Origin of the sequence: Candidatus Clostridium helianthi (genome assembly GCF_045310795.1) — a bacterium.
Lineage (GTDB): Bacteria > Bacillota > Clostridia > Clostridiales > Clostridiaceae > Clostridium > Clostridium helianthi.
Window position 1 is genome coordinate 1 of record NZ_JBJIAB010000001.1, and the last position, 23,297, is coordinate 23,297.

A 23,297-nucleotide genomic window follows, 5' to 3' on the forward strand; every position below is an offset into this window, starting at 1 on the left:
GCTTCGCTATCGGCTTTTTTTAAAAATTTCTAAAAGTTATCCACAGATTCGGATATTTTAATTATGAAATATCCTCAAATATAAGAATTGCTCCTATAAAATACGAAATTATATCATAAAAATCAAAAGTTGATCCAATAATTATCTTAGCTATTTTAAAATCTTCCATGTGCAAAAGAGAAGCCAAATTAAAATACTGGCCAATCTCAATTAAGCAAGCAAATATGAAAACCTGTATTGGTGAAACCTTCTTAGTAAACACTCCAATAAAAAAATAAATTAAACATACAACTAATACATCTCCAATAAAAGGTCTAATTATATTATCATGTATGAAAACTCCAATATATACTTCAGTTAAAAATAAAGCTATGAAAATATATAAATATTTGTAGTCTATTCTCATATAAATCCCTCCAATTAATCTGACTTAAATATGTAATTTTTATGCAGTTATTTCAATAATGCATATTAGTATAAAAAAATCACAGGCGACTGTGGTTAAGTTACGTATTGTGCTTTCCAATATTCTCAGTATACTTTGTTAAGGCTTTGCCGTCATGAGCAGTTCCTATAGAATAAAAAACAATAAGGATAGAATCACTAAGTTTCTATCCTTATCATATATTCTAAATTGATTTATGTTTTATATTATACTCTAATCCAATATAAAAGCTTTTTTAAAGTATTCTTCTTGCTGCGTAAAAGTTATATACTGGACCAACCTTAACAACATCACCTGTTTGTGGCGCATGAATCATTTGTCCATTTCCAACATATATTCCAACATGTCCAGCATGAGGGAACACTAAGTCTCCAGGTTGAAGTTGATCCTCACTAACAGGTCGTCCAACATCAATCTGTGTATAAGTTGTTCTTGAAATATCTATCCCTGTAGCATGCTCATAAACATATTCTGTAAATCCTGAACAATCAAATGTACTTGGCCCTGTTGCTCCCCATACATAAGATGCTCCTAAATGCTTATATGCCTCATTAAGAACTGCTTGTGCACTACCTCCAGATGGCGCAGCTACAGATGAACTTGATTTCTGACTACTCTTTGATTTGACGCTTGATTGTACATTTGAAGCTACTACTGATTGCTTTACACTTTCTGCAGCAATCCTATCTTCCTCTTGCTTCTTTTTAGCCGCGGCTGCCTTTCCTTTTTCTATTTTATCATTAATTTCCTTAGTAACAATTGGGCTCTTAATTTGACTATCCCTAATACTAATTAACTGGTTCACTGCTCCTTGAATCTCTGTTGATGAACTATTTGAACTATCAATTACATCAAATTGATACTTTACAGCTTCTCTTTCAAGTTGTGATAAATACTGTTCATCAAATTTACTTTTTTCTGCCTTAGCCTGATTAGCTAATTGTTCTTCTTCTTTCTTTTTTTGCGATAGCTGATTTAAATTATCTTGTGTCTCTTTGTTAAGCTTGCTAATTTCTGCTTTTTTATCGTCTAATGACTTTATTTTAGCATTTAATTCATTTTTCTTGTTATTGATATCTTCTATGTAAGACTTGTCTTTCCCTACAATTTTACTAACTGCTTGTAGTCTTGAGAAAAATTCAGTTGTTGAATCAGAGTTAACAACAAAATTTAAGTAATTAAATTCCAAATCTCCTGATGCATACATAACTTTAACTCTTTGTCCTAAAGCTAGATCTAAATCATTGATGTCTTTTTTGTATTGCTCAATATCCTTTTTTGTCTTCTCAGTAATTTTATTAATATTATCTATCTCTATTTTATTTTTATCCACAGTTGCTTGTAATGGCTCCATCTGAGTATCTAAATCATAAATTTTATTTTCAATATCTTTTATGTTATTTTCTATTTCAGCATATTTCTGTCTTGAAGCATCCAACTGTGCATTATCAGGTGCTGCAAAAGCAGCTATTGAACTACTTGTAGTGATTACTGTTGCTAATATAAGTGCTAAAACCTTATTTTTCATAATACCGTCGGTTGTTACAACCCTTTCCCCCTTTGTCATCCCCTGTTATACATAATTATAGCACTTTTAGTAACCGTCAACAAACCTCATATATGCTGTGATGATACATTAAATTAGTTTTTCTTCCCCATTCTCTTATTCTCCTTAAAAATTTGGTAAAATCTTCACATTTACTTAAGTTAAGGTTTATAAATATTTTTATATACGTTGGCATATTTTATATAAGAATGCAGACTTTTACGATAAGAATATTTTTTGATCCGCCACTACTTTTTCTATAATTTCACTATTAAATTTATTACTCAAAAAACTACTCCATTAATATTATTTTGATTTTTCACCTTTATGTTTTCCTAGTTAACAAAGTATTTATATTTATTAGATTTTAGTCTCATAAAAGAAAAAAAGCACTAACTTCCATATAAAGAACAGTTGTGCTTTCATTAAAATACTTCACAATTTATGACAAATACTATTTTAAACTAATTTGGGAAGTGTAGTCGCTCCATGAGTCATAAGGTTAATCGTAAGATTTTTATTTTCATCATTATTATAAGAAATTTTAAGTGCCTCCTCTAACGTTCTAACAACAATAATTTTTGTATTCTTCAGCAAATCAGGATCAATTTCTGAAACCAAAATTAACCTATACTTTTCTCCTGTTTCGCAGAAGAAGTACCCTACATATTTTGAGATAGTATAATTCTCTCTAAGATCTCTTTCTCTATCAAGCATATTGTCAAAATTTAATATCATATCATTAATATCTTTAATTTCTCCAATTCCCTCACTGCACTCAGCAAGTATTATAATGGTACCTCCTTCTACAACTGCTTCTTTGGCATTTATCAAAGTTTTTATTGATTGATAAAGATTTATGTCTTTTGGTGCCCCTCCCGCACTTGCAATAACTATATCTGATTTACTTCTTATATTGACACCGTCAATACTATCCACCAATTTTCTTCCTGCCTCATGAGCTGTTATATAGTCTCCAGCAACCGCCCCCGCTATATTTCCATCAGGTCCCATGACTACATTAAACATAAATGCAGGTTTCACCATTGCAGCTGCTTGCATCATATCATCATGTACAGGATTTTCTATAATATTTCCTGAGCACACACTCTCTCTTGTCCCGCTTCCAAATCCATCATTTAAGGAAAGTGAATGGTTTGCTGATATTGTTTTAAATGATGCAATACCAGGAAGTATAGATTTTTTTCCTCCTGACCAGCCTACAAGAAAATGATAAACTATAGCTCCTGTAATAACTATATGATCACATTCAATAGCTTTTTTATTTAACATAACAGGAGTGCCATAGCTTGTATCCCCTAGATATATCATGTTTTCTTCATCGAAGCAATCATGATCGTAAACTTCAAATCTTTTTGATAGCTTTTCTCCAAGAAGTATTTGATGTTCTTCTCTTGTCTGTTTCCTATGAGTTCCCTGAGCAGATAAAAATATAATATCTTCGTCTTTAACTCCGCCTTCATTTAGTTCCTCTACGATTTTATATAAAAATTTATATGGCTTTTGCCAACTTCTTGTAATATCTGAAATTATTATACAAACTTTTTCACCTTCATGTACAATATCTTTAAGTCTTTCGCTGTCAATAGGATTATACAATGCCTCAGCTATAATTTCATCTTCTGTCTTACTCTTCTTAAAATCGTTGCTTTCAATTATCTCCAAAAGATTTTTTTCTTCAATAAAAGCCTTCATTTTATCTCTTCCATATTTCATATTAATTTCTTTCACTTATAGCCCCCCAATAACGAATTCGTTAACACTTTTGAATTTTTATTACCAATTTATTAAAGTTTTCCATCTACTTTTAATATAATACAAATTTTAACTGCAGTCAAATTAGAATTTAGAAATAGTCTTTTATTCTAACACATCTCTTTAGAGTCAAACACATTAAATTTTATATTAACAATTAAGAAACAGAATTGCTTGATATCACTAAAATAAAAAATCCACTATTCATTGAGGCATAGTCACATTATATAATGATAATCGTGGACTTTATAATAATATTCAAAATATTTACTTAGCTCTTTCTAGGATGTATACAAAAAATTAAAACCATAGAGAAACTCAAATCTCTATGGCTTTAGCTTTATATATTATAATTTATGACAAGTATAATAAAATATCATATTTAATTTTGAAAATTCACTTTTTCTATATAGTGACAATTAACATCAATATGATTTAAAAATAATAATAATCTCTCATAAAGCGGATGAACCTTATCACCATATTTTGCTTCTAGACTTTCTCCTATGTCTTTCACATTTTTCTTTCCATCTATCTGCAATAATATCCAGCTTCCATATTCATCTAAAGTAATCTTTTTATACTCTGGAATTCTGAATTTAAGTTTTCTAAAGAACCTTTGGACCTTATGGTCTTGTTTTAAAAGTATAGTCACAATATTATCTTTATCCACTTCATACTCTAAATCATCAGATATCTTATATACTAACTCTAAAACATCTTTATTACTTTCCAGCATTTTTTATCTTACTCTTTAGAATTGGTACTGCAGTTGCTATTACTAAAACTATTAGTAATATGAACGCCATTCCATTAGAAGCAGCAAATCCACTTGGCTCAGCTCCACCTACAAGACCTGATATTTGGAATATTATGCCTACAAGTCCAAGAATGGAACCTCCAGCAACTAGTCCAGAAGATAAGCTTATACCATTTGAAACTTTAGCTTCTTTTTCCTTTTCAGATTTAGAATTCTTTTCTATAAATAGACGTACTAGCGCTCCTGCCAATATTATAGTAGTTGTAGATATAGGTAAATAGAATCCTATAGCAACTGCCATTATAGGAAGGTTTAACATAAATAAAACAAGTCCCATAACAACACCAGCAATTACCATTACCCAAGGTAATTGGCCTGACATTATTCCAGCAGTTAGTGTAGACATTAAATTAGCTTGTGGTAATGCAAACGGAACATTATCACCAGTAATTGCAAGTTGATCTGAAAGTAATAATATAGTACCAACAACTACTGCAACACCTAGAATTCCAGCTATTGCAAAGTACTTTTCCATTTCTCTTTTGTCTCCACCTATTACAAAAGTAACCTTTTGAGATTGTGAGTACCCTCCAGCTACTGATATAGCAGTAACAATAAATGTTCCAAATAAAAGTAGTGATTTGTTGCTTTCAGGGCTCTTCCATCCCATTACAACAAATAATGATGTCACAATAACTATAGAAGCTATAGTCATACCTGATACAGGAAGATTTGAGGTTCCTATAGTACCAGTCAAACGACCAGAAACTATAACAAATAATAATGATAAGAATAATGATAAAATAGAAGCAAGTATTGCCATTACTATATTACCATTAGATGCTACAAAACCACCTACAAATCCTAATATTATACCACCAAGTAATATCATATTTTCAACAGATGAACTCTTTCCACTATTTGAAGCTTTAGCATTAAGAGTTTCTTTTATAGAAGATATTATAGTCGGAATAAGTTTTATAGCGCCTATTAAACCACCAGAAAGCATCATTCCTGCCCCTATATATTTTACATAGCTACCAGCTATATCTTTAACTTGCATAGCATTTATAGCAACATTAGGATTATTCCATACAGATCCTCCATCTCTTCCAAGACTTGAGAAGTAACCTATTAATGGCATAATTCCAAAGTTAGCTAGTATGGCTCCAGCAAACATGGTTAAAGAAACCTCCATACCAACTATGAATCCTATTCCTAATAGTAACGGATTAACTTCAACTTCGAATTTCCACTTATAAAACGACTCATTTACATAACTTATAACATTGTTAACTAAATTCAAAAATGAACTTGTTATAACAGTTATAATACCGCCTATTCCAAAACCAATTCCCATGAACTTCATTGATTCTCCAGCACCTTCTGAAGCAACAAGTGTTTCAGATATAGCCATTGATTCTGGATACATTAATTTTCCATGTTCTTCAACAATTAAGTAATTGTAAACAAGAGAAGCTATTCCTATACCAAATAAAACTCCAGCTGCTCCAACAGAAAAACCTTCTATGAAACTAACTTTAGAGCCGATTAAAAGAATTGCTGGTAATACGAATATTACACCACTAGCAACAGATTCTCCACCACTTGACATACCTTGAACTAAATTTTTACCAAGTATACCTTTTTGCTTTGCAAATACAGCTATAAACCCAGACCCTATTATAGATCCTGGTATACCAGCAGCAACTGTAAGTCCTGATTTCATTCCCGAGTAGGCCGTTGATGCTGCAAATAGAACAGCCAATATAATACCAATAATTAAAACCGAAACGTTTCCACCCGACTTAGAACCATTAGAAATGTATGGAACATAGTTCTTACCAGCCACACCGCCATATGCATCTTTGGACAATTTATTATTCATAAGGGCACCTCCTTTTATATTTCACAAGCAATATTATAACACGATTTTCATATAATACTATATTTTTTGTCTTTAATCGCCTATATTTTTTTAAATATTCTTATTAAAATATTTAATTTTTGAATATCCTCGCATATAATGGCTCATCTTAAAAATATAAAACCATTCCTCTACCCTTAAATTACCTATATTTAGAGCTTAGTATTTCAATAAAATTATGTTTTCCTATGATAAGCTAGAATATTCTAAACATAAAAATATACAATATATTGGTTTAACATTCAAAATATATTGTATACTCTACATTAACTCTAACTACTATAAATTATTCCATTAAAGAATTATTTTAAGATTATTCGAATAATCAATTGCCTGAGGATAAAAACATTTAAAGTCATTTTCAAGACCTTCGTAATTATTAATTAACTCTTCTATAGGATTTACTAATGGGTGCTTTGTATTAGCAAATCTTGTAGCAATCCTATCAACTGCTGTTTGGATGCCATGTATATCTCTGTAAGAAAGGAGCCAGTTTTCTTCTATAATATAATTCATCCTTCTTAATAATTTATCTGGCAGACAGTAAGAAAACTTTCTAAGTATTCTATAAAAATTATCAGCATATTCTTCTAAAGGCATTGTTGAATAATCCTTCCAATTTTTAGCTAAGAAATGATCATAAAATATATCAATCAATACCCCTGCCAAGCGTCTATTACTTTTTGAAATTCTTTTTCTACTCCTTAGAAAGTCTGGATGTGAATCAGTGAAAGTATCAAGCTTTTTATGCATAATAATCCCTTGCCTTATGGATTGTTCAAATTCATTTTCCAAAGACTTATTTACAAAGTCCCCTAGGAAATTTCCCAACATATTTTCTTCGCTACTATCTGCGAGATATATGTGCGCTAAATAATTCATTTTTTCTCCTTTCAAATTCATACAAACTATATTCTAAATTTATAATTTCTATCTCCTATTGTTTTTAATTCTTTATAAAAATAATATCACTGATATGTTCTTTGGTCATTTAAAAGTATCATCTTTTTCTCTATTAATTATAAATTCTTTTTCATATAATATATTTTATGGTTTTCTGGATAATTATCTAATATGTAAGCATGTTATTGATAATAGAAATTACAAGTGTTAAAATTTAATAGAAACAAATTTAAATAAGGTTCTAATAGATGTAACTATTATAGTATATTATTGAGCATTTATTCTAAATTATATTAAGGAGTGACGTTAATGGAGAAGATAGCAAGTTTTACAATTAATCACCTAGAATTACTTCCTGGTGTATATGTCTCAAGACAAGATAAGTTTGGTGATACAGTTCTTACAACTTTTGATATTAGAATGACTAGACCAAACTTTGAGCCAACTATGAATACAGCAGAGATGCATGCAATTGAGCACTTAGCTGCTACATTCTTAAGAAATCATAAAGATTATGCAGATAAAACAGTTTACTTTGGACCAATGGGATGTAGGACAGGCTTTTATTTAATTTTACATGGTGATTATAAATCTAAAGATATAGTTCCTCTACTTACAGAACTATATAAATTTATGGCTGAATTTGAAGGAGATATTCCTGGTGCTTCTGCAAAAGATTGTGGAAACTATTTAGATATGAATTTACCAATGGCAAAATATTTAGCAAATAAATTTTTTAACGATATCTTATTAAATATAACTGAGAAAAATTTAGTTTATCCTAATTAATAAAATTATGATAAACTTATATGATACAAAAAATAGGATGCTTTTATGAGTATCCTATTTTTTCTTTACTTAATAGATATATACTTCTAGAATCTCTTAACCGATGTTTATCTAATAGATATTTTTCATTTATATAATTTATAACATTTTATAGATAAACCAACTAAGACCTGAACTTATGCATATAACTCGCCGAAATGAATAACATACTTTTGTTCCAGTTTCTAGTTGGGATATATTTCATAGTATAAATCTAACTTATAATTGGCTTATCTATATAGATAAACAGTTTAAGAATTCGATTTATTAGATTAACATATTTACAAAGTCGCTAAAAATTTAATTTCATATCTTCACTAGAAATCATAAATATATTTGTGTAGAAAACATTTGAAAATGAGCTGTTAAAGTTTCTTAGCTGTAGATTGTTCCATTTTAGCTTGTCAAACTGAAAGTTGGAGCATGCTAAGGTGCACACAACCAGCTGCTTAGAACCTTCAGCGATATTTTCATAGCTTTTCGGAATCAAAATATTTATGATTTCGGTGAGATATACTTATAGCTTGAAAAATCTGCTATATCAGAAAGGACAGGTACTCTTTTGTGCAGTGTTACATTAAAGAATATGTTGCAGGCATTTCTTCATCATAAGTTGTTCCATTTTTGCTTGTCACGAGCTTGTCTCGGGAGCATGCTGAAATGGTGCAACTTATGATGTTAGAAAGCCTCAACTTATTCTTAGTAACCGAAACAACAGAGTACCTGTCCTTTCGGTAAATTATTGCATAAGTCTAAGTTTTGTTTTGGATATCTATAGTTCCTATATGTGCGTATTATATTTTAGAAATTGTAAAACTATATTCTAAATCCTTACTTGAATCGATACAGAATTCAGGTAATACTGGCGCTCCCCAGCTGTCATCTCCGCCAACACCCATTTGTTTACCTATTATATTCACATGTGTAAAATTAACAGATGGTAATTCTTCTATATGAAGTGCGTTTTCTAATTCCATGTTGCTGTATGGTAAAACGCTAAATTCAAATTGAACTTTAACATAAGTAAATTTAAGACCTTCATTCTTATGATTTTTAACTACTACCCATCTAGTTCCTATCCTGTTACCACATTCTTGTGGTACTAAATACCTTGATAGATTTTCTATTGGTGTACTTTCATATATTCCAAGTTTTGCACCCTCACATCTGTCTATATAGTTTTCTTCTGGCCCCATTCCATACCAGCTAAATGAATTAAATTCGGCTAATAATTTAAAATTCATTCCTATTACAGGCATTTCAGATAATCCGCTAGCTCCTTTATACTTAACATTTACTTTAATTATTCCTTCTCCAGATACTTCATAAGTTATCTTAACATTAGTAGATGGCACTGTTGGCAATTGATAAGTATAATATAATGTAATCTTCTCATCAAATTCCTCAACTGAAAAATCCACATACTTCTGCCCCATAGTAGCAGCCAGCCATTGACTGCATCTAAATTCATGTCTATTTCCTCTATCATTATCTGTTGTTGCTCTCCAATAGAAAGTTTTTGGCGTTCTCGTTATAAACTCCTTATTATTATATCTCAAGGATACGATTCCTCCTTCTTGTTTAGAGAATATAGCCTTGAAATCTTTTCCGTGAACCCCTATGTTTACATCTCCATGAATGATCTTCATTTTAGACTCTGAATTATGATTATTCATATCTGATTTTTCTTTAATAACCTTTTGTCCAAATGCTATTTCATATCCTTTTTCTGCCCAAAGTGTAGCTTGTGCTAATCTTAATGAGGTTGTAAGTACAATTTCTTCAAGAAAATTATACTTTTCTATTGGAAGTTCTATATATTTTTCTTCACCTTGAGCTACAGATACATTTAGATAACCATCTTTTATTAGTTTTCCATCTCTTTCAACGATATAGTATAAATCATATTTATCAGTATTAACAAAAAGATTTTGATTCTTAATAGTCACCCCTTTTTCATCTGGTTCTAATTTTACGTTTTGATATAGATACTTAACTTCCTGTGCTTTAGGTGATATAGTTCTATCTGCATAAATCAAACCATTTCCAGAGAAATTATAGTCTGTTGGACGATCTGTAAAGTCTCCTCCATAAGCTAGAACTTCTTTTCCATCTGGAAGTTTTCTATACAACGCCTGATCGCCGTAATCCCAAATGAATCCACCTTGATACATCAAATATTTATCTTCAAGTTCTGTGTATTTCATCATTCCACCAGTTGAGTTACCCATTGAGTGCATGTATTCGCAGCTGATATAAGGTTTCTTCGGATTATCATTAAGATATTCTTCTATTTCTGCTGCCTTTGCATACATTCTACTTTCCATGTCGCTCGTGTCATCAAATTCTCTGCATCTAGTTACCCCTTCATAGTGCACTAAACGTGAAGGATCTTTTTTTCTAAAGTATTTAGACATCTGATAAATATCTTCACCCGCATAGGATTCATTACCACATGACCAAATAAGTACAGATGGATGATTTTTATCTCTTTCAACCATTGATGATGCTCGATCTAAAACTGCTGTCTGCCACTGTGGAAGACTTCCTGGCACATTCCATGATGGTTCAATCTGCCCCATCTTTTGCCATGAACCATGGCTTTCTAAATTTGCTTCATCTATTAAATATATTCCGTATTCGTCGCAAAGCCTGTACCATAAGCTTTGATTTGGATAATGTGATGTTCTAACAGCATTAATATTGTGTTGTTTCAAGAACTTAATATCCCACAACATGTCCTCTTTCGTAATTGAGCGTCCACGTCTTGCACTAAATTCGTGACGGTTTACGCCTTTAAAGATAATTCTCTTTCCATTTAGACACATAATTTTATCCTTCATTTCAAAGTGCCTAAAACCTATCTTTTGAGTTACAACCTCAACTAAAGTACCATCTTTTTTCTTTACTAAAATATAAAGTGTGTATAAGTTAGGCTCTTCTGCACTCCATAAGCTTATATTTTGCGCATCTAAATATAAAGTCAACTCATCAGAAAACGGAACTTTTTCAGATATAGCTATTTTATTCCCTTCTTTATCTTCTAAATATGTTTCAACTGTTGTTTCTGAATTTCCAATCATTTTAAGTTCAGCATTTAACTTTGCATTTTTGAAATCATCATATAAATCTGTTTTTATAAATATATCATTTACATGAGTTTCTGGAACTGCATATAAATATACATCTCTAAAGATGCCTGAAAATCTCCAGAAATCTTGATCTTCTATCCAACTTGCGCTACTCCTTTTATAAACCTCAACTGCAAGTTTATTTTCTCCCTCTCTTAAATAATCAGTAATATCAAATTCTGATGGTGTAAATGTATCTTCGCTATATCCTACAAATTCTCCATTTACCCATACGTAAAATGCTGTTTCAACACCTTGAAAAGAAATAAAAGTCTGCTTATTTTTGAGTTCATCTTTAACTTCAAAAAATGTCACATAGCTTCCCACCGGATTATATGTTTTTGAAATATGAGGTGGTCTTAATTCATCGTGACCTTCCCAAGGATACATAGTATTAATATATTGACATTTATCATATCCTTGAAGCTGAATATGACCTGGAACTTCAATATAATCAAATCCACTTACGTCAAACTCATCCTTATAAAACTCTTTAATTCTTAATGATGAATTTTCACTATATGAAAATCTCCATTTTCCATTTAAATTTTGCTTAAGAGGCATGGTGTCTTCTAATTTAACATCCTCAAATTTTTCATAAAACCAATGATCAGAATGAGCATCTATTCTATTAACTCTAAATATTTCCGGATTTTCTAGCCAATCTAATGACGGTTTATTATTAATCATATTTACCCCTCACTTTCACTTTGTAGAGTTATTGCTTTTTTAAATTAAAGTTGTTAATCGTATTAACTAAATGCAACCTTTTTATAAAGTCACATTTAATTAATACTTAAACATATATGAGAATAAAAAAATTATGGGCTAATATTAATATGAGATTTTGTTTCGTAATCAATTACATTACTTCTTTAATTTATCCTATCTTCTGATGTTAGATTTATGCTATTAACTAAATTTATAGTTTCATTTTATTATCTTTTTAGTAAAAAATCAATTATATTTTACTAAACTTTACTAAAGTAATTTATTGTTTAATTGAAAACCTTTAATTTATAATATATAATCAGTATTAAGCAATATTTATCTATCTTGTGGTAATTTTAGAATAGGGGTGCTAACTATTGAACGAATATAGTAAAATTTTAGTTGTTGATGATGAATTTATTATGCGGCAAGGCATAACTCATATGATTGATTGGGAAAAAGAAGGCTTTCAAATTATAGGACAGGCTTCTAATGGTCAAGAAGCTCTCGAAATGATAAAAAAGGATATTCCTGACATTATAATTTCTGATGTTGTAATGCCTCAAATAAATGGGGTTGAATTAGCTAAATTTGTGCAGGACAAATATCCTAAGATAAGAATTATCATCTTAAGTAGTTATAGCGATTTTGAGTATGTTAAATCATCTTTTCAAAATGGTGCTGTTGATTATATTTTAAAACCTTCTCTAAATCCTTCTGAGTTATTAAGTACTCTAAAAAAGATTTCAATTAAAATGAAAAGAAAGACTTTAGACGGAAACTCTTTAAGTCTCACTAATAGCGCCTTAAATCGCCTTATATCAGGTTTTGACAATGATCCTGACTTTAACTACTTTGATACAATATTTACTTTTCAATCATTTTGCTTATTTGGTTTAAACGCAAAGAAAATATATGATAATTATAGCAAACGCCATGAAATTATTGATTTTACAATTTCAGAAATCGGCAAAGAATTTTCTTTAGAAGGATTAAATAGCAATTATAATATACAAATTGCTAATATTGAAAACGAAATCATAGTTGTAATTCTAAATTTTGATGATAAAAATTATAATTCTTTATTTAGTAAGCTAGAAAATATTTCAGAAGTAGTTTCAAATAGTTTTAAAGAAGCATTTTTTGTATTGAGCAATCTCTTCTATTCTAGTAGAAATATTAAAGATATATACGAAAAGGAATTCTTAGTGTTAACTCAACAATATTTTTACAACAAAAATGTTTCTTTAATGTGTTCTTCCAACTTCAAAACACCATCGATAATAGAAAAATTTAATTTTAAGCGTTTTTCAGAAGCAATTTCTATAATGCAATTTCAGAATGCATTCGAAATGCTAACAATATACGTTACAAATGCTATTTATCAAAGATCTCTTACAGAATTTGAATTAAAAGCATTAATTCAAAATTCTTTTTATAATGTGATTACTTCTTTAGAATATTTAAATTTCGATTTAGATAAGCTAAATTTCTTAAAGCAAGAGTGCTTTCATGACATAGATAAAACTAAATATTCAGAAGACTTACTTGTGGCCTATAATTCTCTCTTAAATCGCTTTAAACAAATAATAGACACATATGAAAATAAAATAAATTCACATATGATCAATAAAATTATTCAATACATTCATGTTCATTACGACGAGCAACTCACTTTAACTAATGTATCTAAGCTATTTAATTTTAATTATTCATACTTATCAGCCTACTTTAGTTCTCATAATGAAGAGGGATTTAATGAATTTCTTAATAAAATTAGAATACAAAAAGCTTGTGATTTTTTAAAACAGGATATTCCTATCTCAGATATAAGCGGAATGGTTGGTTACTCAGATCAAAGTTACTTTTGTAAAGTTTTTAAGAAATTTACCGGACTCACTCCTAGCGCTTTTAGAAAAAAAGATATTAATACTAGTAACAAAGGAAAGGACTTTTCATTATGCTAAAATTATCAAAATCAGTACATTCTACGAGCCTGTTTTTTAGAGTTGCTTCAGTTGTTCTTATAAGCGTTATTTTAGTATCTATTTCAATAGGAATTATTACGATTAAAATTTCAAAAGATACACTTGCTGATACTTTCAGCAAATCAAATTATAAAGTTTTAACACAAATAAGCAATGAACTCAATACGTTTAATGATAATACAATCAATATTATGAATGCGATTGATTATATCCCAGATTTTCAGCGATATTTATCAGAAAAGGACCTCACACCACAACAGAATTATCGAACTTTATATAATATGTTTACAGGCTTCCATAAAATGATCCCTGATAAAGATCTTTATGATATTACTGTACTAGCTGTGGGCATTAATGGTAATACTTATGTAGCAAGTGATTATGACCGCCTTATTATAGATACTAATGAAGTTTTAAATAGCAGCTTTACTAAAAAAGCATTAGATAATAAAAATACTGTTTTATATCAATACTTAGATCATGGCTTTACAAAACTTACAAAGAACTCTAGTACCATTGTGGCCATAAAGGTTTTATGTGACAAACTTACACGAGAGCCCTATGGATTTGTATATGTACTTATCAGCGAGCATACATTTCATAAATATTATGATTATTTTGTAGGTAATGGAAATAGTATTTCTATTATATCAAGTGATGGCACTATTGTTTCTTCTAGCCTTTCCTCAAAAATAGGGACGAAGAATTTAGATTTATATAATATATCAAATGTTATTTTAAATAATAGCCTAAAGTACGTTAACACTAAATTAGGCTCTTCTGATGTGGCAATATTATCAAAGCATTTATCAACTTACAATTTTAATATAGTTGGTACGATTGATAAAAATATAGTGTTAAGTGAGATATATGATTCTTCTGAAATTATAGCAGTAAGCATATTAATTGCATCAATATTCATTGCTATTACTTTCTTTGTAATACGAAGAACGACAAAACCAATTTCAGCTCTTGTTAAAGTTATGCCCAAAATAATTCACGGTGATTTCAACAATCATATTCCTGTTGTCGGAAGCTATGAAGTTCGTGAACTATCAGCTAATTTTAATTATATGCTAGATGGTTTAAATAATTATGTTCATGCTCAGATAAAAATGCAGAAAGAAAAGAGAAAAGCCGAAATACATGCTTTGCAAATGCAAATTAATCCACACTTTATTTACAATACTTTAGCTTCAATCAAGTGGCTTATGTGGCAAGGAAGTACAGAAAAGTCCATACAAACTATAGATGCATTTATATCGCTTCTTAGAAATACTATCAGTAATAAAAATGAAATGATAACAATACAAGAAGAAATAGAAAATTTAAATAACTATGTTTTAATTAATCATATGCGCTATGGAGATAATATTAATGTAAATTTTTTCGTAATGCCAAATTGTGAAAACTATGTAATTCCAAAATTAATTTTGCAACCTTTCATTGAAAATGCATTTTTTCATGGCTTTAATGAACGAAATAATGGGTCTATACATGTGTTTGTAAATGAACAAAATCAAAATTTAATTTGTGAAATCATAGATAATGGCGTAGGCATGACAGCTGAAGAAGTCAAAAAAATTCTTAATGACGCCTCTAAAAAGCATGAACATTTCACAAGTATTGGTATTCAAAATGTTAATGATAGAATTAAACTTCTATATGGAGATGACTATGGCATTTCGATCAGCAGTGAACTAGGTAAAGGAACTACTGTAAGAGTAACAATACCTGCTCAAAAGGAATTTATAGAGAATTAAATTATGTAGGAAAAATCTGTACATCAGAAACGGCAGCTATGCATTTATAAAAATAGTAGCTATGCTACAATACTGAACTATTCTAAATATAAGAACATTATTTTATGCAGGCGAATATATTTTCTTTTTTTAATTTTCTTTTTTTATTCTCTTTGCGAGCCATAACTTTCTGAACCAGCCTTTTCCGTAACTTATGTCCTCAAGGGGCACAACGTTCACAGATTTAACTTGAATATAAATTGCTAAAGAATAAAAATTTAAAAACTATAATATGTTGTATATAAGTTCTAAATAGTATAATTCATTCTTTATAAAATTATTTGTTTTGAATCGCCCAATAGTTTGGAGTAATCTCTTATGAATTAAACTTTCTAGAATATATTAAGTTTCAAATACAACATATTATAGTTTTTTAGTAATAAAACGCATTCTATAATTCTTAACTTTTTTTCTTTAATTCTCTATAGAAAAATTGACTCATCGGAACTTCTACTTGACATTTTAAAGCTAGTTCAATTAACTTTCCAGAAAAGACCTCTAATTCATTTTGCCTTCCTGCCTCAATATCTCTTTTTAATGAACTTGTTGATTCTCCAGCTTGCTTATTCATTAAGTGATAAAAATGTTCTTCTTCTAAATCGCCAGAAATATTAATTTTTAATTTACGAGCTACAGCACAAGCTTCTTTTAGTAATATTTTAGTTTGATTGACTGCTTCATCATTTTTTATGATTTCTGCTGTTGTTGCGTTATAATAAGCAGTTATTACGTTATAAGCACAATTTAATATATATTTTCTCCAAATTGCAGCTTCTATATCTTCTTCTATTTTACAAATGATTTCAGCTTCTTGTAATATTTTTTGAATTCTAATTAATGCATTCTGTACTTCATCATTGTTTTTTAAGCCATACCCTATATGTATCTTACAATAAGAACTTGCATGATGTATTGAAAAATCTTTTTCTGCCCCAGAAACTATATATATTAAACCATCAATAACTTGGCCATTATTTATAAATTTTCTTACTTTTTCAGATACTCCAACTCCATTCATTAATGGAATTATTACAGTATTTTCATTAATCATCGGTTTTATTTGTTTACATACTTGTTCCAAAGAAAAATGTTTAACACATATAAAAATATAATCCATTATTCCAATTTCATCAGCGCTATCGCTTGCTAATTTAGGATGTACATTTAATTCTCCATGAAGATTACTGTATAATTTCAAACCATTATTTTTTATTGATTCTAATCTTTTGCCTCTTGCTAAAAAATAAACATTAGAAAAATGCTTTGCAAGCATACAGCCAATATATCCTCCAACTCCACCTAACCCTACAACACAAATTTTACTATTATCCATAAATAACTTATCCTTTCAACTTTTATTATTTATTTAAAATATTTTATCTAATTTATACCTATTTAGTTTATTTATAGTATAGCATTAAATTAATTCATTGTTAATTTTCATTCTTTCACCTCACTTATAAATAAGATAAAATCACTACAAACTTTCAAATTATTTATAGTGATTTTATCTTAATTGGGGGTAATATATTAATTTTTTAATATATATCACAATTTAATTTCTACATTCTGGCCTTAACTAAACACTTGTCTTATTGAAATTTTAAATGTCAATTTATTATTGCAACATATATACATAAAGAATTTTTCTTATTCTAATAATTTATTATGATTAACTTGCTTTAGTATTTTTAGACCATATTTATCTAATATGATTTTTCCACTGATTTTTTCATCAGAAAGCATATCAAAATATATTTCTTCTCCTAAATCCACCTTTTTTTCTTCTTCAGTGAAATTCATAATGAAAGTATACTTATTATTTTTATTAGAACGCATTTGAGCTGTAACACCTTGTGGCAATTCTCCCTCTATAACACTCTTAATATTTAAATCCTTAATAAGACTTGAATAAAAATCATTGTTAAAATCCGCTCCCGTTCTTGCTGAAATATAATATGCTTTTCCCTCCCCATAGTTATTAACTGTTAACGCAGGCATATCAGCATAAAAATCTTCTTTATACACTCCAAGAACTTTTGCTGTTTCCACATGGATTAAGTCACAGTAATCTTTTACTTCATATTGGCTCTTTAGTTCTTTAACTTTATCATTTTTAAATTCTATATAATTCACTTCATCATCATATAGTGAATCTATTTCTTCTGACCAAATTCCAGTTACTTCTCGAAGTGGTCCTGGAAATCCTCCTAAGAAGCAAAGATCATTTTCATCCACTATTCCACTGAAATAAGTAGTTACAAAAGTTCCTCCTGCCTTTACAAATTCATTAATTCTTTCTGCAACATTTGGTCTTATCATATATAGCATTGGTGCTATTACAAGTTTATAATCTGATATATCACAATCCATATTAATAATATCTACTGAAATTCCATTTTCCCAAAACACTTTATAAGCTGCTTGACAGCTTTCTTCATAGCCCTTTCTACATTTTTTTAAGCCCTGCGCATCATCGATAGCCCATAAGTTTTCAACATCAAATATTATGGCCACTTCTGATTCTTTAACTGACCCTTGAATTTCTTTAATCTTTTTTAAGACTTCGCCAACTTCTGTAACTTCTCTAAATACTCTTGTATTCTCATGTCCACAATGATCTACAACAGCACCATGGAATTTTTCTGAAGCTCCTCTTCCTTTTCTCCATTGGAAGTATAGAACAGAATCTGCTCCATGAGCCACACCTTGCATTGATGATAATAAATGCATTCCAGGGCGCTTTAATTTATTAGTATCATGCCAATTTACTAGACTTGGAGTACTTTCCATTATTAAAAACGGCTGTCCACCTTTTAACGACCTGTATATATCATGCACAAAACTAACATTAGCTGCAAGATCTTCAGTACTTTCAAAATCATTATGCCATGCAGGATAGTTGTCCCATGTAGCAACATCCACTTCTTTTGCAAACTTCCAATAATCTAAACCTGTGAACAAGCCCATACGTGGATAATTGCCCATGAAATTAGCTGTTACAGGTATGTTAGGTGTTATTTCTCTTATGGGGGCAATTTCATTTTTATAAAAATCTATTGTCTGATCTGTAACGAACCGCTTCCAATCTAAATTATGTCCATGAACAAACATTTCACCCTTTTCAGACGGACTTTCGATTTGTGACCAATTGTTAAATCTATGACTCCAGAAACCAGTCCACCAAGCCTCATTTAATTTATCTAAATTATTATTATACTTTCTCTTAAGCCATTCTCTAAAAGCATCTTGACAGAGATCGCAGTGACATTCTCCTCCATATTCGTTAGAAACATGCCACATAATAAGCGCTGGATGATCTTTATATCTCTCAGCAAGAATTTTATTTATTTCATATGTCTTTTTCCTATAAACAGGTGAAGTAAAGCAATGATTGTGTCTCTGACCGTGAAGATTTTTACTTCTATCACTATTTACTCTTAAGACCTCTGGATATTTTTCTGACATCCATGCAGGTCTTGCACCACTTGGAGTCGATAAAATTACATGAATATTGTTTTCTTCCATATCATTCATAATTTTATCTAACCAATCAAATTTATATTTCCCTTCTTCCGGCTCTATTGCACTCCAGCCAAATATGTTTATTGATACACAATTGCAATTTGCAAGTTTCATAAGCCGCACATCTTCTTTTAATACTTCGGGATAATTTAGCCATTGATCTGGATTATAGTCACCACCATGCAAAAATCCATTTATTTTACTACTAAGTACAGGAAATTCCTTCTTCACAAGCTTAACCTCCAATATTTTATAAAACTCTTATTTTTTCAGATTCTAATTATTTAATGAATTATATTATTCATAATTTATATATACTTATATTTTTATTTCTATTAAATTTTATTTTATTGAACCAGTCATTCCTGCGACAAAGTGTTTTTGCATAACAAAGAATACAAATGCAGTTGGTAAAGTCGTAATTACTATAGCCATCATTATTAACCCATAATCTGGAGAATAACTTGATGCTAACTTTGAAATTATAAGTAAAACAGTTTTCTTTTCTGGTGATTGTAATGCAATCAATGGCCATAAATAAGCATTCCATGCGCCCATAAATGTTATAATCGCTGCAGCTGCATAAGTTGTTCTCATAGTTGGAAAAAATATTTTAAAGAAAATTCCAACCTCACCTAATCCATCAATTCTTGCTGCTTCTAAAATTTCTTTAGGGAAGGACTTTGTGTTTTGTCTAAAGAAGAAAATTAAAAATGCAGTACAAACACTAGGTAAAACTACAGCCCATAATGTATTTACCCCAAGAAAGCTTAATTGTGAACTTTTTAAATTTGAGAAAAATTTGAATAATGGAATCATTAATGCTGAAAATGGGACCATCATAGACAGAAGTAAAATGTTAAATAGTCTATCTCTAGCTTTTGTTCTGAATATTTCAAACCCATACCCTGCTATAGACGAAACAAGAAGTGCAAGAATTGTAGTTATAATTGCGATTTTTGCTGAATTAACTAAGGAAGAAGCAAAGCCTAATTCTGGCTTAAAAAGATTATTTAAATTTTCCATAAAGCTACTTCCTGGAATTAATTTTCCTCTTGTCACATCTACTGATTTATTGGTCGCACTAATAACCATCCAAAAAAACGGAAATATGGAGACAAACGATGCTACACTTAAAAATATATATTTGAATACTCTATTCATTTTACTTGTCATTCTTATCTCCTCCTATTTTGAACTGAATTATAGCTAATACTATTACTATAATAACAACAAGATAAGCTACTGCTGTTGCATATCCAAAGTCTGGTGTATATGTGAAACATAAATCATATATATATTTAGAAATGGTAGTTGTTGCATTCGCTGGACCACCTTTTGTAATATTCATAGGTTCATCAAATAACTGTAATGTACCAATTGTCGAAGTGATTGTTGTAAATAATATTATAGGTTTTAATAGTGGTACTGTTATAGATGTGAATTTTTTAAATGGAGATGCCCCATCAATTTCTGCAGCTTCATAAATTGAATGATCAATATTTTGCAAGCCTGACAAATAAAATATCATATTATAGCCTGTCCATCTCCAAGTTATAGCTATAATAATTAATATCTTAGCCCAAAATGGATCTGTAATCCATTCAATTGGCACCGAGATTAAATGAATATTAATGAGTAATTTATTTACTAAACCATCTGATGCAAATATACTCTTTATAATAACTGAATACCCAACTAGGGATGCTACGCAAGGCAAGAAAATTGCTGTTCTAAAAAAACCGCTAAATTTTAATTTTTTATCGTTAAGAACTGAAGAAATAATAAGTGCTAAAATAATCATTATTGGAACTTGGACTATTAAAAATACAAATGTATTTCCAACTGCTTTAATCAATGTTGCATCAGAAAACATTCTTACATAATTACTAAAACCACTAAACTTCAAATTATTGCCTTTACCTGATTGTAGTGACATTATCAAAGATTGTATCATTGGTAAAAACACAAATAATCCTATTAAAAACGTACCTAATGCTACATAAACCCATCCCCAAAAGTTTTCTTTGCTGTTAATACCAGATCCAATTTTACGTTTCATTTTTTCAACTCCTTTGAGGTTTATAAAAGGCTATTTGCTAAACATGTATTTAGATTTTTAACAAATAGCCTTTACAAATTCATATTTTTCAAATTACGGTTATTTTATCTCTGTTATTTACTTACAGCCGCTTCTGCTTGAGCTTGAGTTTTTTGAAGAGTTTCATCTATATCAGCTCCACCAACAATAGCCTGCATTCCTTCTGACATAACACTTTCTAACTGATATGTGTAAAGACCATAGTTTACAGATGGAACCTTTTCAGCCCAAGCTGATAAATCTTTAAACACTTGTTGATCGCCATAAAATTTTATTGGCTTACTATAATTTTCACTTGTACTTGCAGATTTCAACGTACTTACTAAACCAATTGCTGGAACTAACTCATTCATTAAAGCATCATCTGATGCAAAAGTACTTGCTAAAAAGTCAGCAGCTAAATCTGAATTTCCAACCTTATCTAGAACATACCAGCTACTACCCCCAAGGTTAGATGCATTAACTGATTTTGGATTTGAAGCCATTCTTGGAATAGCTGCTACTGCCCATTTTCCACTTTGGTCTTCAGAAGCTTGTATTGAAGATGAAACCCAACATCCACTTGGCACAGTAGCAACGTCACCTTTTTGGAATGCTGCTATAAATGCGTCCCATCCAGATACTTGTTTTGTAATTCCTGCATCAACCATTTGCTTGTATATATTAATCGCATCTTTTAAAGCTTGATTACCAGCAATATTTACTGTTTTCCCATCATCTTTAACATACCATGAACCAGCTGACTGCATCATAGCTCTTAGTTGATTTAAATCACTTGGATCTATAGTTATCATAGCTTTTCCAGTTTTAGCTTTAACAGCTTTACCGATTTCTATATATTTTTCCCAAGTAAGATTTTGCATATCTTCTTTCTTATATCCAGCTTGTTCAATTAAATCTGTTCTATAAAATAGCGCTGTTACACCACTATCAAATGGTACTCCATAAGTCTTATCACCTTGCTGCATAGACTTTAATTTGTAATCCATAAATTTACTTTTATCTATCTTTCCACTTAAATCTTTAATCTCACCAGGATAAGATTGCAAATAATTTTGAATTTTATAATCTTCAATTAGCACAACATTAGGAAGTCCATCATATGTTCCAGATGAAAGACCTGTATTTAATTTTTGCACTACATCATCTTGTGCCATACTTACTACATTAATAGTTACATCCGGATGATCCTTTAGATATTTTTCTTTAGCCATATTAGCTGCTTTTATATTGAATGTATCATCCCAAGCCCATATAGTAATTGTTTTATCATCTTTTCCTTTGCTTGATGACGAAGCGTTGCTACCACCTGATGATGAACCACATGCCATTAAACTAAAAGCCATCATGCCAGTTACAACTGCAGCCATAATTTTTTTAAGTTTCATTAATTATTCCCCCTTCAAATTAAAGTTTATACATAAGTAATTTTCCACTTTATATCACTTATGTATTTGTTTACATTATAGCATTCTCAATATAGTAAACGTTATTGCATTATTGGTATCAATTTGTAATAATTTTATAATATTAATATTGGGATTTGTACTTTTTTTGGTTATTAGCACTTTTTTTATTAGCTTGATATAAGTATTAAACTCGTCTTTTTCAATGAAAGAATTTAATCTTCACGTTAGATTTAATGGTGATAAGAATCTAACATGCTTTTTGTATTTTTTCTTTATCTAATTCTTAAAAAGTTTAAATATATATGTTGCGATTCACAATGCACAATTCACAATTACGGCTAAAATTCTTTCAATATTTTTAGATTATGATGAAGAATTATTTCTGCAATATATATTTTTTAGAGCAAAAAAATAGTAACCCCTTTCTACAAAAAGGCTACTGCTT

15 protein-coding genes are annotated in these 23,297 nt (G+C 29.8%); 3 read left to right on the forward strand and 12 right to left on the reverse strand.

Features of this window, described 5'->3' with window-relative positions; translation table 11 throughout:
• Window positions 1–61 precede the first annotated feature (61 nt).
• The 6 genes from ACJDTP_RS00005 to ACJDTP_RS00030 all read right to left on the reverse strand — a co-directional run bounded on the left by ACJDTP_RS00005 (window position 62) and on the right by ACJDTP_RS00030 (window position 7,336).
• Window positions 62–406, reverse strand: coding sequence for a ribosomal maturation YjgA family protein (locus tag ACJDTP_RS00005; protein ID WP_406760165.1), 345 nt, complete (start codon window positions 404–406; stop codon window positions 62–64).
• Between the two features lie 274 nt (window positions 407–680).
• Complete coding sequence (locus ACJDTP_RS00010) at window positions 681–1,973, reverse strand: C40 family peptidase (protein ID WP_171770842.1); 1,293 nt, start codon at window positions 1,971–1,973, stop codon at window positions 681–683.
• Between the two features lie 477 nt (window positions 1,974–2,450).
• Window positions 2,451–3,743, reverse strand: a complete 1,293-nt coding sequence (locus ACJDTP_RS00015; RefSeq protein WP_406760166.1) for a lactate racemase domain-containing protein — start codon at window positions 3,741–3,743, stop codon at window positions 2,451–2,453.
• 406 nt (window positions 3,744–4,149) lie between these two features.
• On the reverse strand, window positions 4,150–4,506 hold the full coding sequence (locus ACJDTP_RS00020) for a PqqD family protein (RefSeq protein WP_077840697.1): 357 nt from the start codon (window positions 4,504–4,506) through the stop codon (window positions 4,150–4,152).
• The gene (locus tag ACJDTP_RS00025; RefSeq protein ID WP_077840696.1) at window positions 4,493–6,415 is read right to left on the reverse strand and encodes an OPT family oligopeptide transporter; all 1,923 of its coding nucleotides are present in this window, start codon (window positions 6,413–6,415) and stop codon (window positions 4,493–4,495) included. The genes ACJDTP_RS00020 and ACJDTP_RS00025 overlap by 14 nt, the downstream gene beginning before the upstream one ends.
• A 333-nt stretch (window positions 6,416–6,748) precedes the next feature.
• Entirely contained in the window at window positions 6,749–7,336 is a 588-nt protein-coding gene (locus ACJDTP_RS00030) for an acyl carrier protein phosphodiesterase (RefSeq protein ID WP_406760167.1), read from the reverse strand.
• Between the two features lie 330 nt (window positions 7,337–7,666).
• Here ACJDTP_RS00030 and ACJDTP_RS00035 point away from each other — a divergent pair, with 330 nt between their 5' ends.
• Entirely contained in the window at window positions 7,667–8,146 is a 480-nt protein-coding gene (locus ACJDTP_RS00035) for an S-ribosylhomocysteine lyase (RefSeq protein WP_406760168.1), read from the forward strand.
• Between the two features lie 833 nt (window positions 8,147–8,979).
• Here ACJDTP_RS00035 and lacZ read toward each other — a convergent pair.
• Entirely contained in the window at window positions 8,980–12,006 is a 3,027-nt protein-coding gene (lacZ, locus tag ACJDTP_RS00040; RefSeq protein WP_406760169.1) for a beta-galactosidase, LacZ type, read from the reverse strand.
• 398 nt (window positions 12,007–12,404) lie between these two features.
• On the opposite strand from lacZ, the gene ACJDTP_RS00045 reads away from it, so the two are divergent.
• Window positions 12,405–13,994 (forward strand): response regulator transcription factor, encoded by a 1,590-nt coding sequence (locus tag ACJDTP_RS00045; RefSeq protein WP_406760170.1) that lies wholly within the window; start codon window positions 12,405–12,407, stop codon window positions 13,992–13,994.
• Window positions 13,988–15,778: a cache domain-containing sensor histidine kinase gene (locus tag ACJDTP_RS00050; RefSeq protein WP_406760171.1), complete on the forward strand. Its 1,791-nt coding sequence runs from the start codon at window positions 13,988–13,990 to the stop codon at window positions 15,776–15,778. Before ACJDTP_RS00045 ends, ACJDTP_RS00050 begins: the two co-directional genes overlap by 7 nt.
• A 439-nt stretch (window positions 15,779–16,217) precedes the next feature.
• Here the strand turns inward: ACJDTP_RS00050 and ACJDTP_RS00055 are convergent, their stop codons facing one another.
• From ACJDTP_RS00055 to ACJDTP_RS00075, 5 genes are all read right to left on the reverse strand, one after another.
• Window positions 16,218–17,150, reverse strand: coding sequence for a ketopantoate reductase family protein (locus tag ACJDTP_RS00055; RefSeq protein WP_406760172.1), 933 nt, complete (start codon window positions 17,148–17,150; stop codon window positions 16,218–16,220).
• A 317-nt stretch (window positions 17,151–17,467) separates the two neighbouring features.
• Window positions 17,468–19,573, reverse strand: coding sequence for a beta-galactosidase (locus ACJDTP_RS00060; RefSeq protein ID WP_406760173.1), 2,106 nt, complete (start codon window positions 19,571–19,573; stop codon window positions 17,468–17,470).
• Between the two features lie 111 nt (window positions 19,574–19,684).
• Window positions 19,685–20,518 (reverse strand): carbohydrate ABC transporter permease, encoded by an 834-nt coding sequence (locus tag ACJDTP_RS00065; protein WP_406760174.1) that lies wholly within the window; start codon window positions 20,516–20,518, stop codon window positions 19,685–19,687.
• Entirely contained in the window at window positions 20,508–21,404 is an 897-nt protein-coding gene (locus ACJDTP_RS00070) for a carbohydrate ABC transporter permease (RefSeq protein ID WP_271808664.1), read from the reverse strand. The genes ACJDTP_RS00065 and ACJDTP_RS00070 overlap by 11 nt, the downstream gene beginning before the upstream one ends.
• A gap of 113 nt (window positions 21,405–21,517) precedes the next feature.
• Window positions 21,518–22,831, reverse strand: coding sequence for an ABC transporter substrate-binding protein (locus tag ACJDTP_RS00075; RefSeq protein ID WP_078114879.1), 1,314 nt, complete (start codon window positions 22,829–22,831; stop codon window positions 21,518–21,520).
• Window positions 22,832–23,297 lie beyond the last annotated feature (466 nt).

What these genes read in the sequence shown, in the direction of transcription:
- ACJDTP_RS00005 (WP_406760165.1), bottom strand. Translation starts at nt 406, where the DNA reads ATGAGAATAGACTACAAATATTTATATATTTTCATAGCTTTATTTTTA.
- ACJDTP_RS00010 (WP_171770842.1), bottom strand. Translation starts at nt 1,973, where the DNA reads ATGAAAAATAAGGTTTTAGCACTTATATTAGCAACAGTAATCACTACA.
- ACJDTP_RS00020 (WP_077840697.1), bottom strand. Translation starts at nt 4,506, where the DNA reads ATGCTGGAAAGTAATAAAGATGTTTTAGAGTTAGTATATAAGATATCT.
- ACJDTP_RS00025 (WP_077840696.1), bottom strand. Translation starts at nt 6,415, where the DNA reads ATGAATAATAAATTGTCCAAAGATGCATATGGCGGTGTGGCTGGTAAG.
- ACJDTP_RS00030 (WP_406760167.1), bottom strand. Translation starts at nt 7,336, where the DNA reads ATGAATTATTTAGCGCACATATATCTCGCAGATAGTAGCGAAGAAAAT.
- ACJDTP_RS00035 (WP_406760168.1), top strand. Translation starts at nt 7,667, where the DNA reads ATGGAGAAGATAGCAAGTTTTACAATTAATCACCTAGAATTACTTCCT.
- lacZ (WP_406760169.1), bottom strand. Translation starts at nt 12,006, where the DNA reads ATGATTAATAATAAACCGTCATTAGATTGGCTAGAAAATCCGGAAATA.
- ACJDTP_RS00050 (WP_406760171.1), top strand. Translation starts at nt 13,988, where the DNA reads ATGCTAAAATTATCAAAATCAGTACATTCTACGAGCCTGTTTTTTAGA.
- ACJDTP_RS00055 (WP_406760172.1), bottom strand. Translation starts at nt 17,150, where the DNA reads ATGGATAATAGTAAAATTTGTGTTGTAGGGTTAGGTGGAGTTGGAGGA.
- ACJDTP_RS00065 (WP_406760174.1), bottom strand. Translation starts at nt 20,518, where the DNA reads ATGACAAGTAAAATGAATAGAGTATTCAAATATATATTTTTAAGTGTA.
- ACJDTP_RS00070 (WP_271808664.1), bottom strand. Translation starts at nt 21,404, where the DNA reads ATGAAACGTAAAATTGGATCTGGTATTAACAGCAAAGAAAACTTTTGG.
- ACJDTP_RS00075 (WP_078114879.1), bottom strand. Translation starts at nt 22,831, where the DNA reads ATGAAACTTAAAAAAATTATGGCTGCAGTTGTAACTGGCATGATGGCT.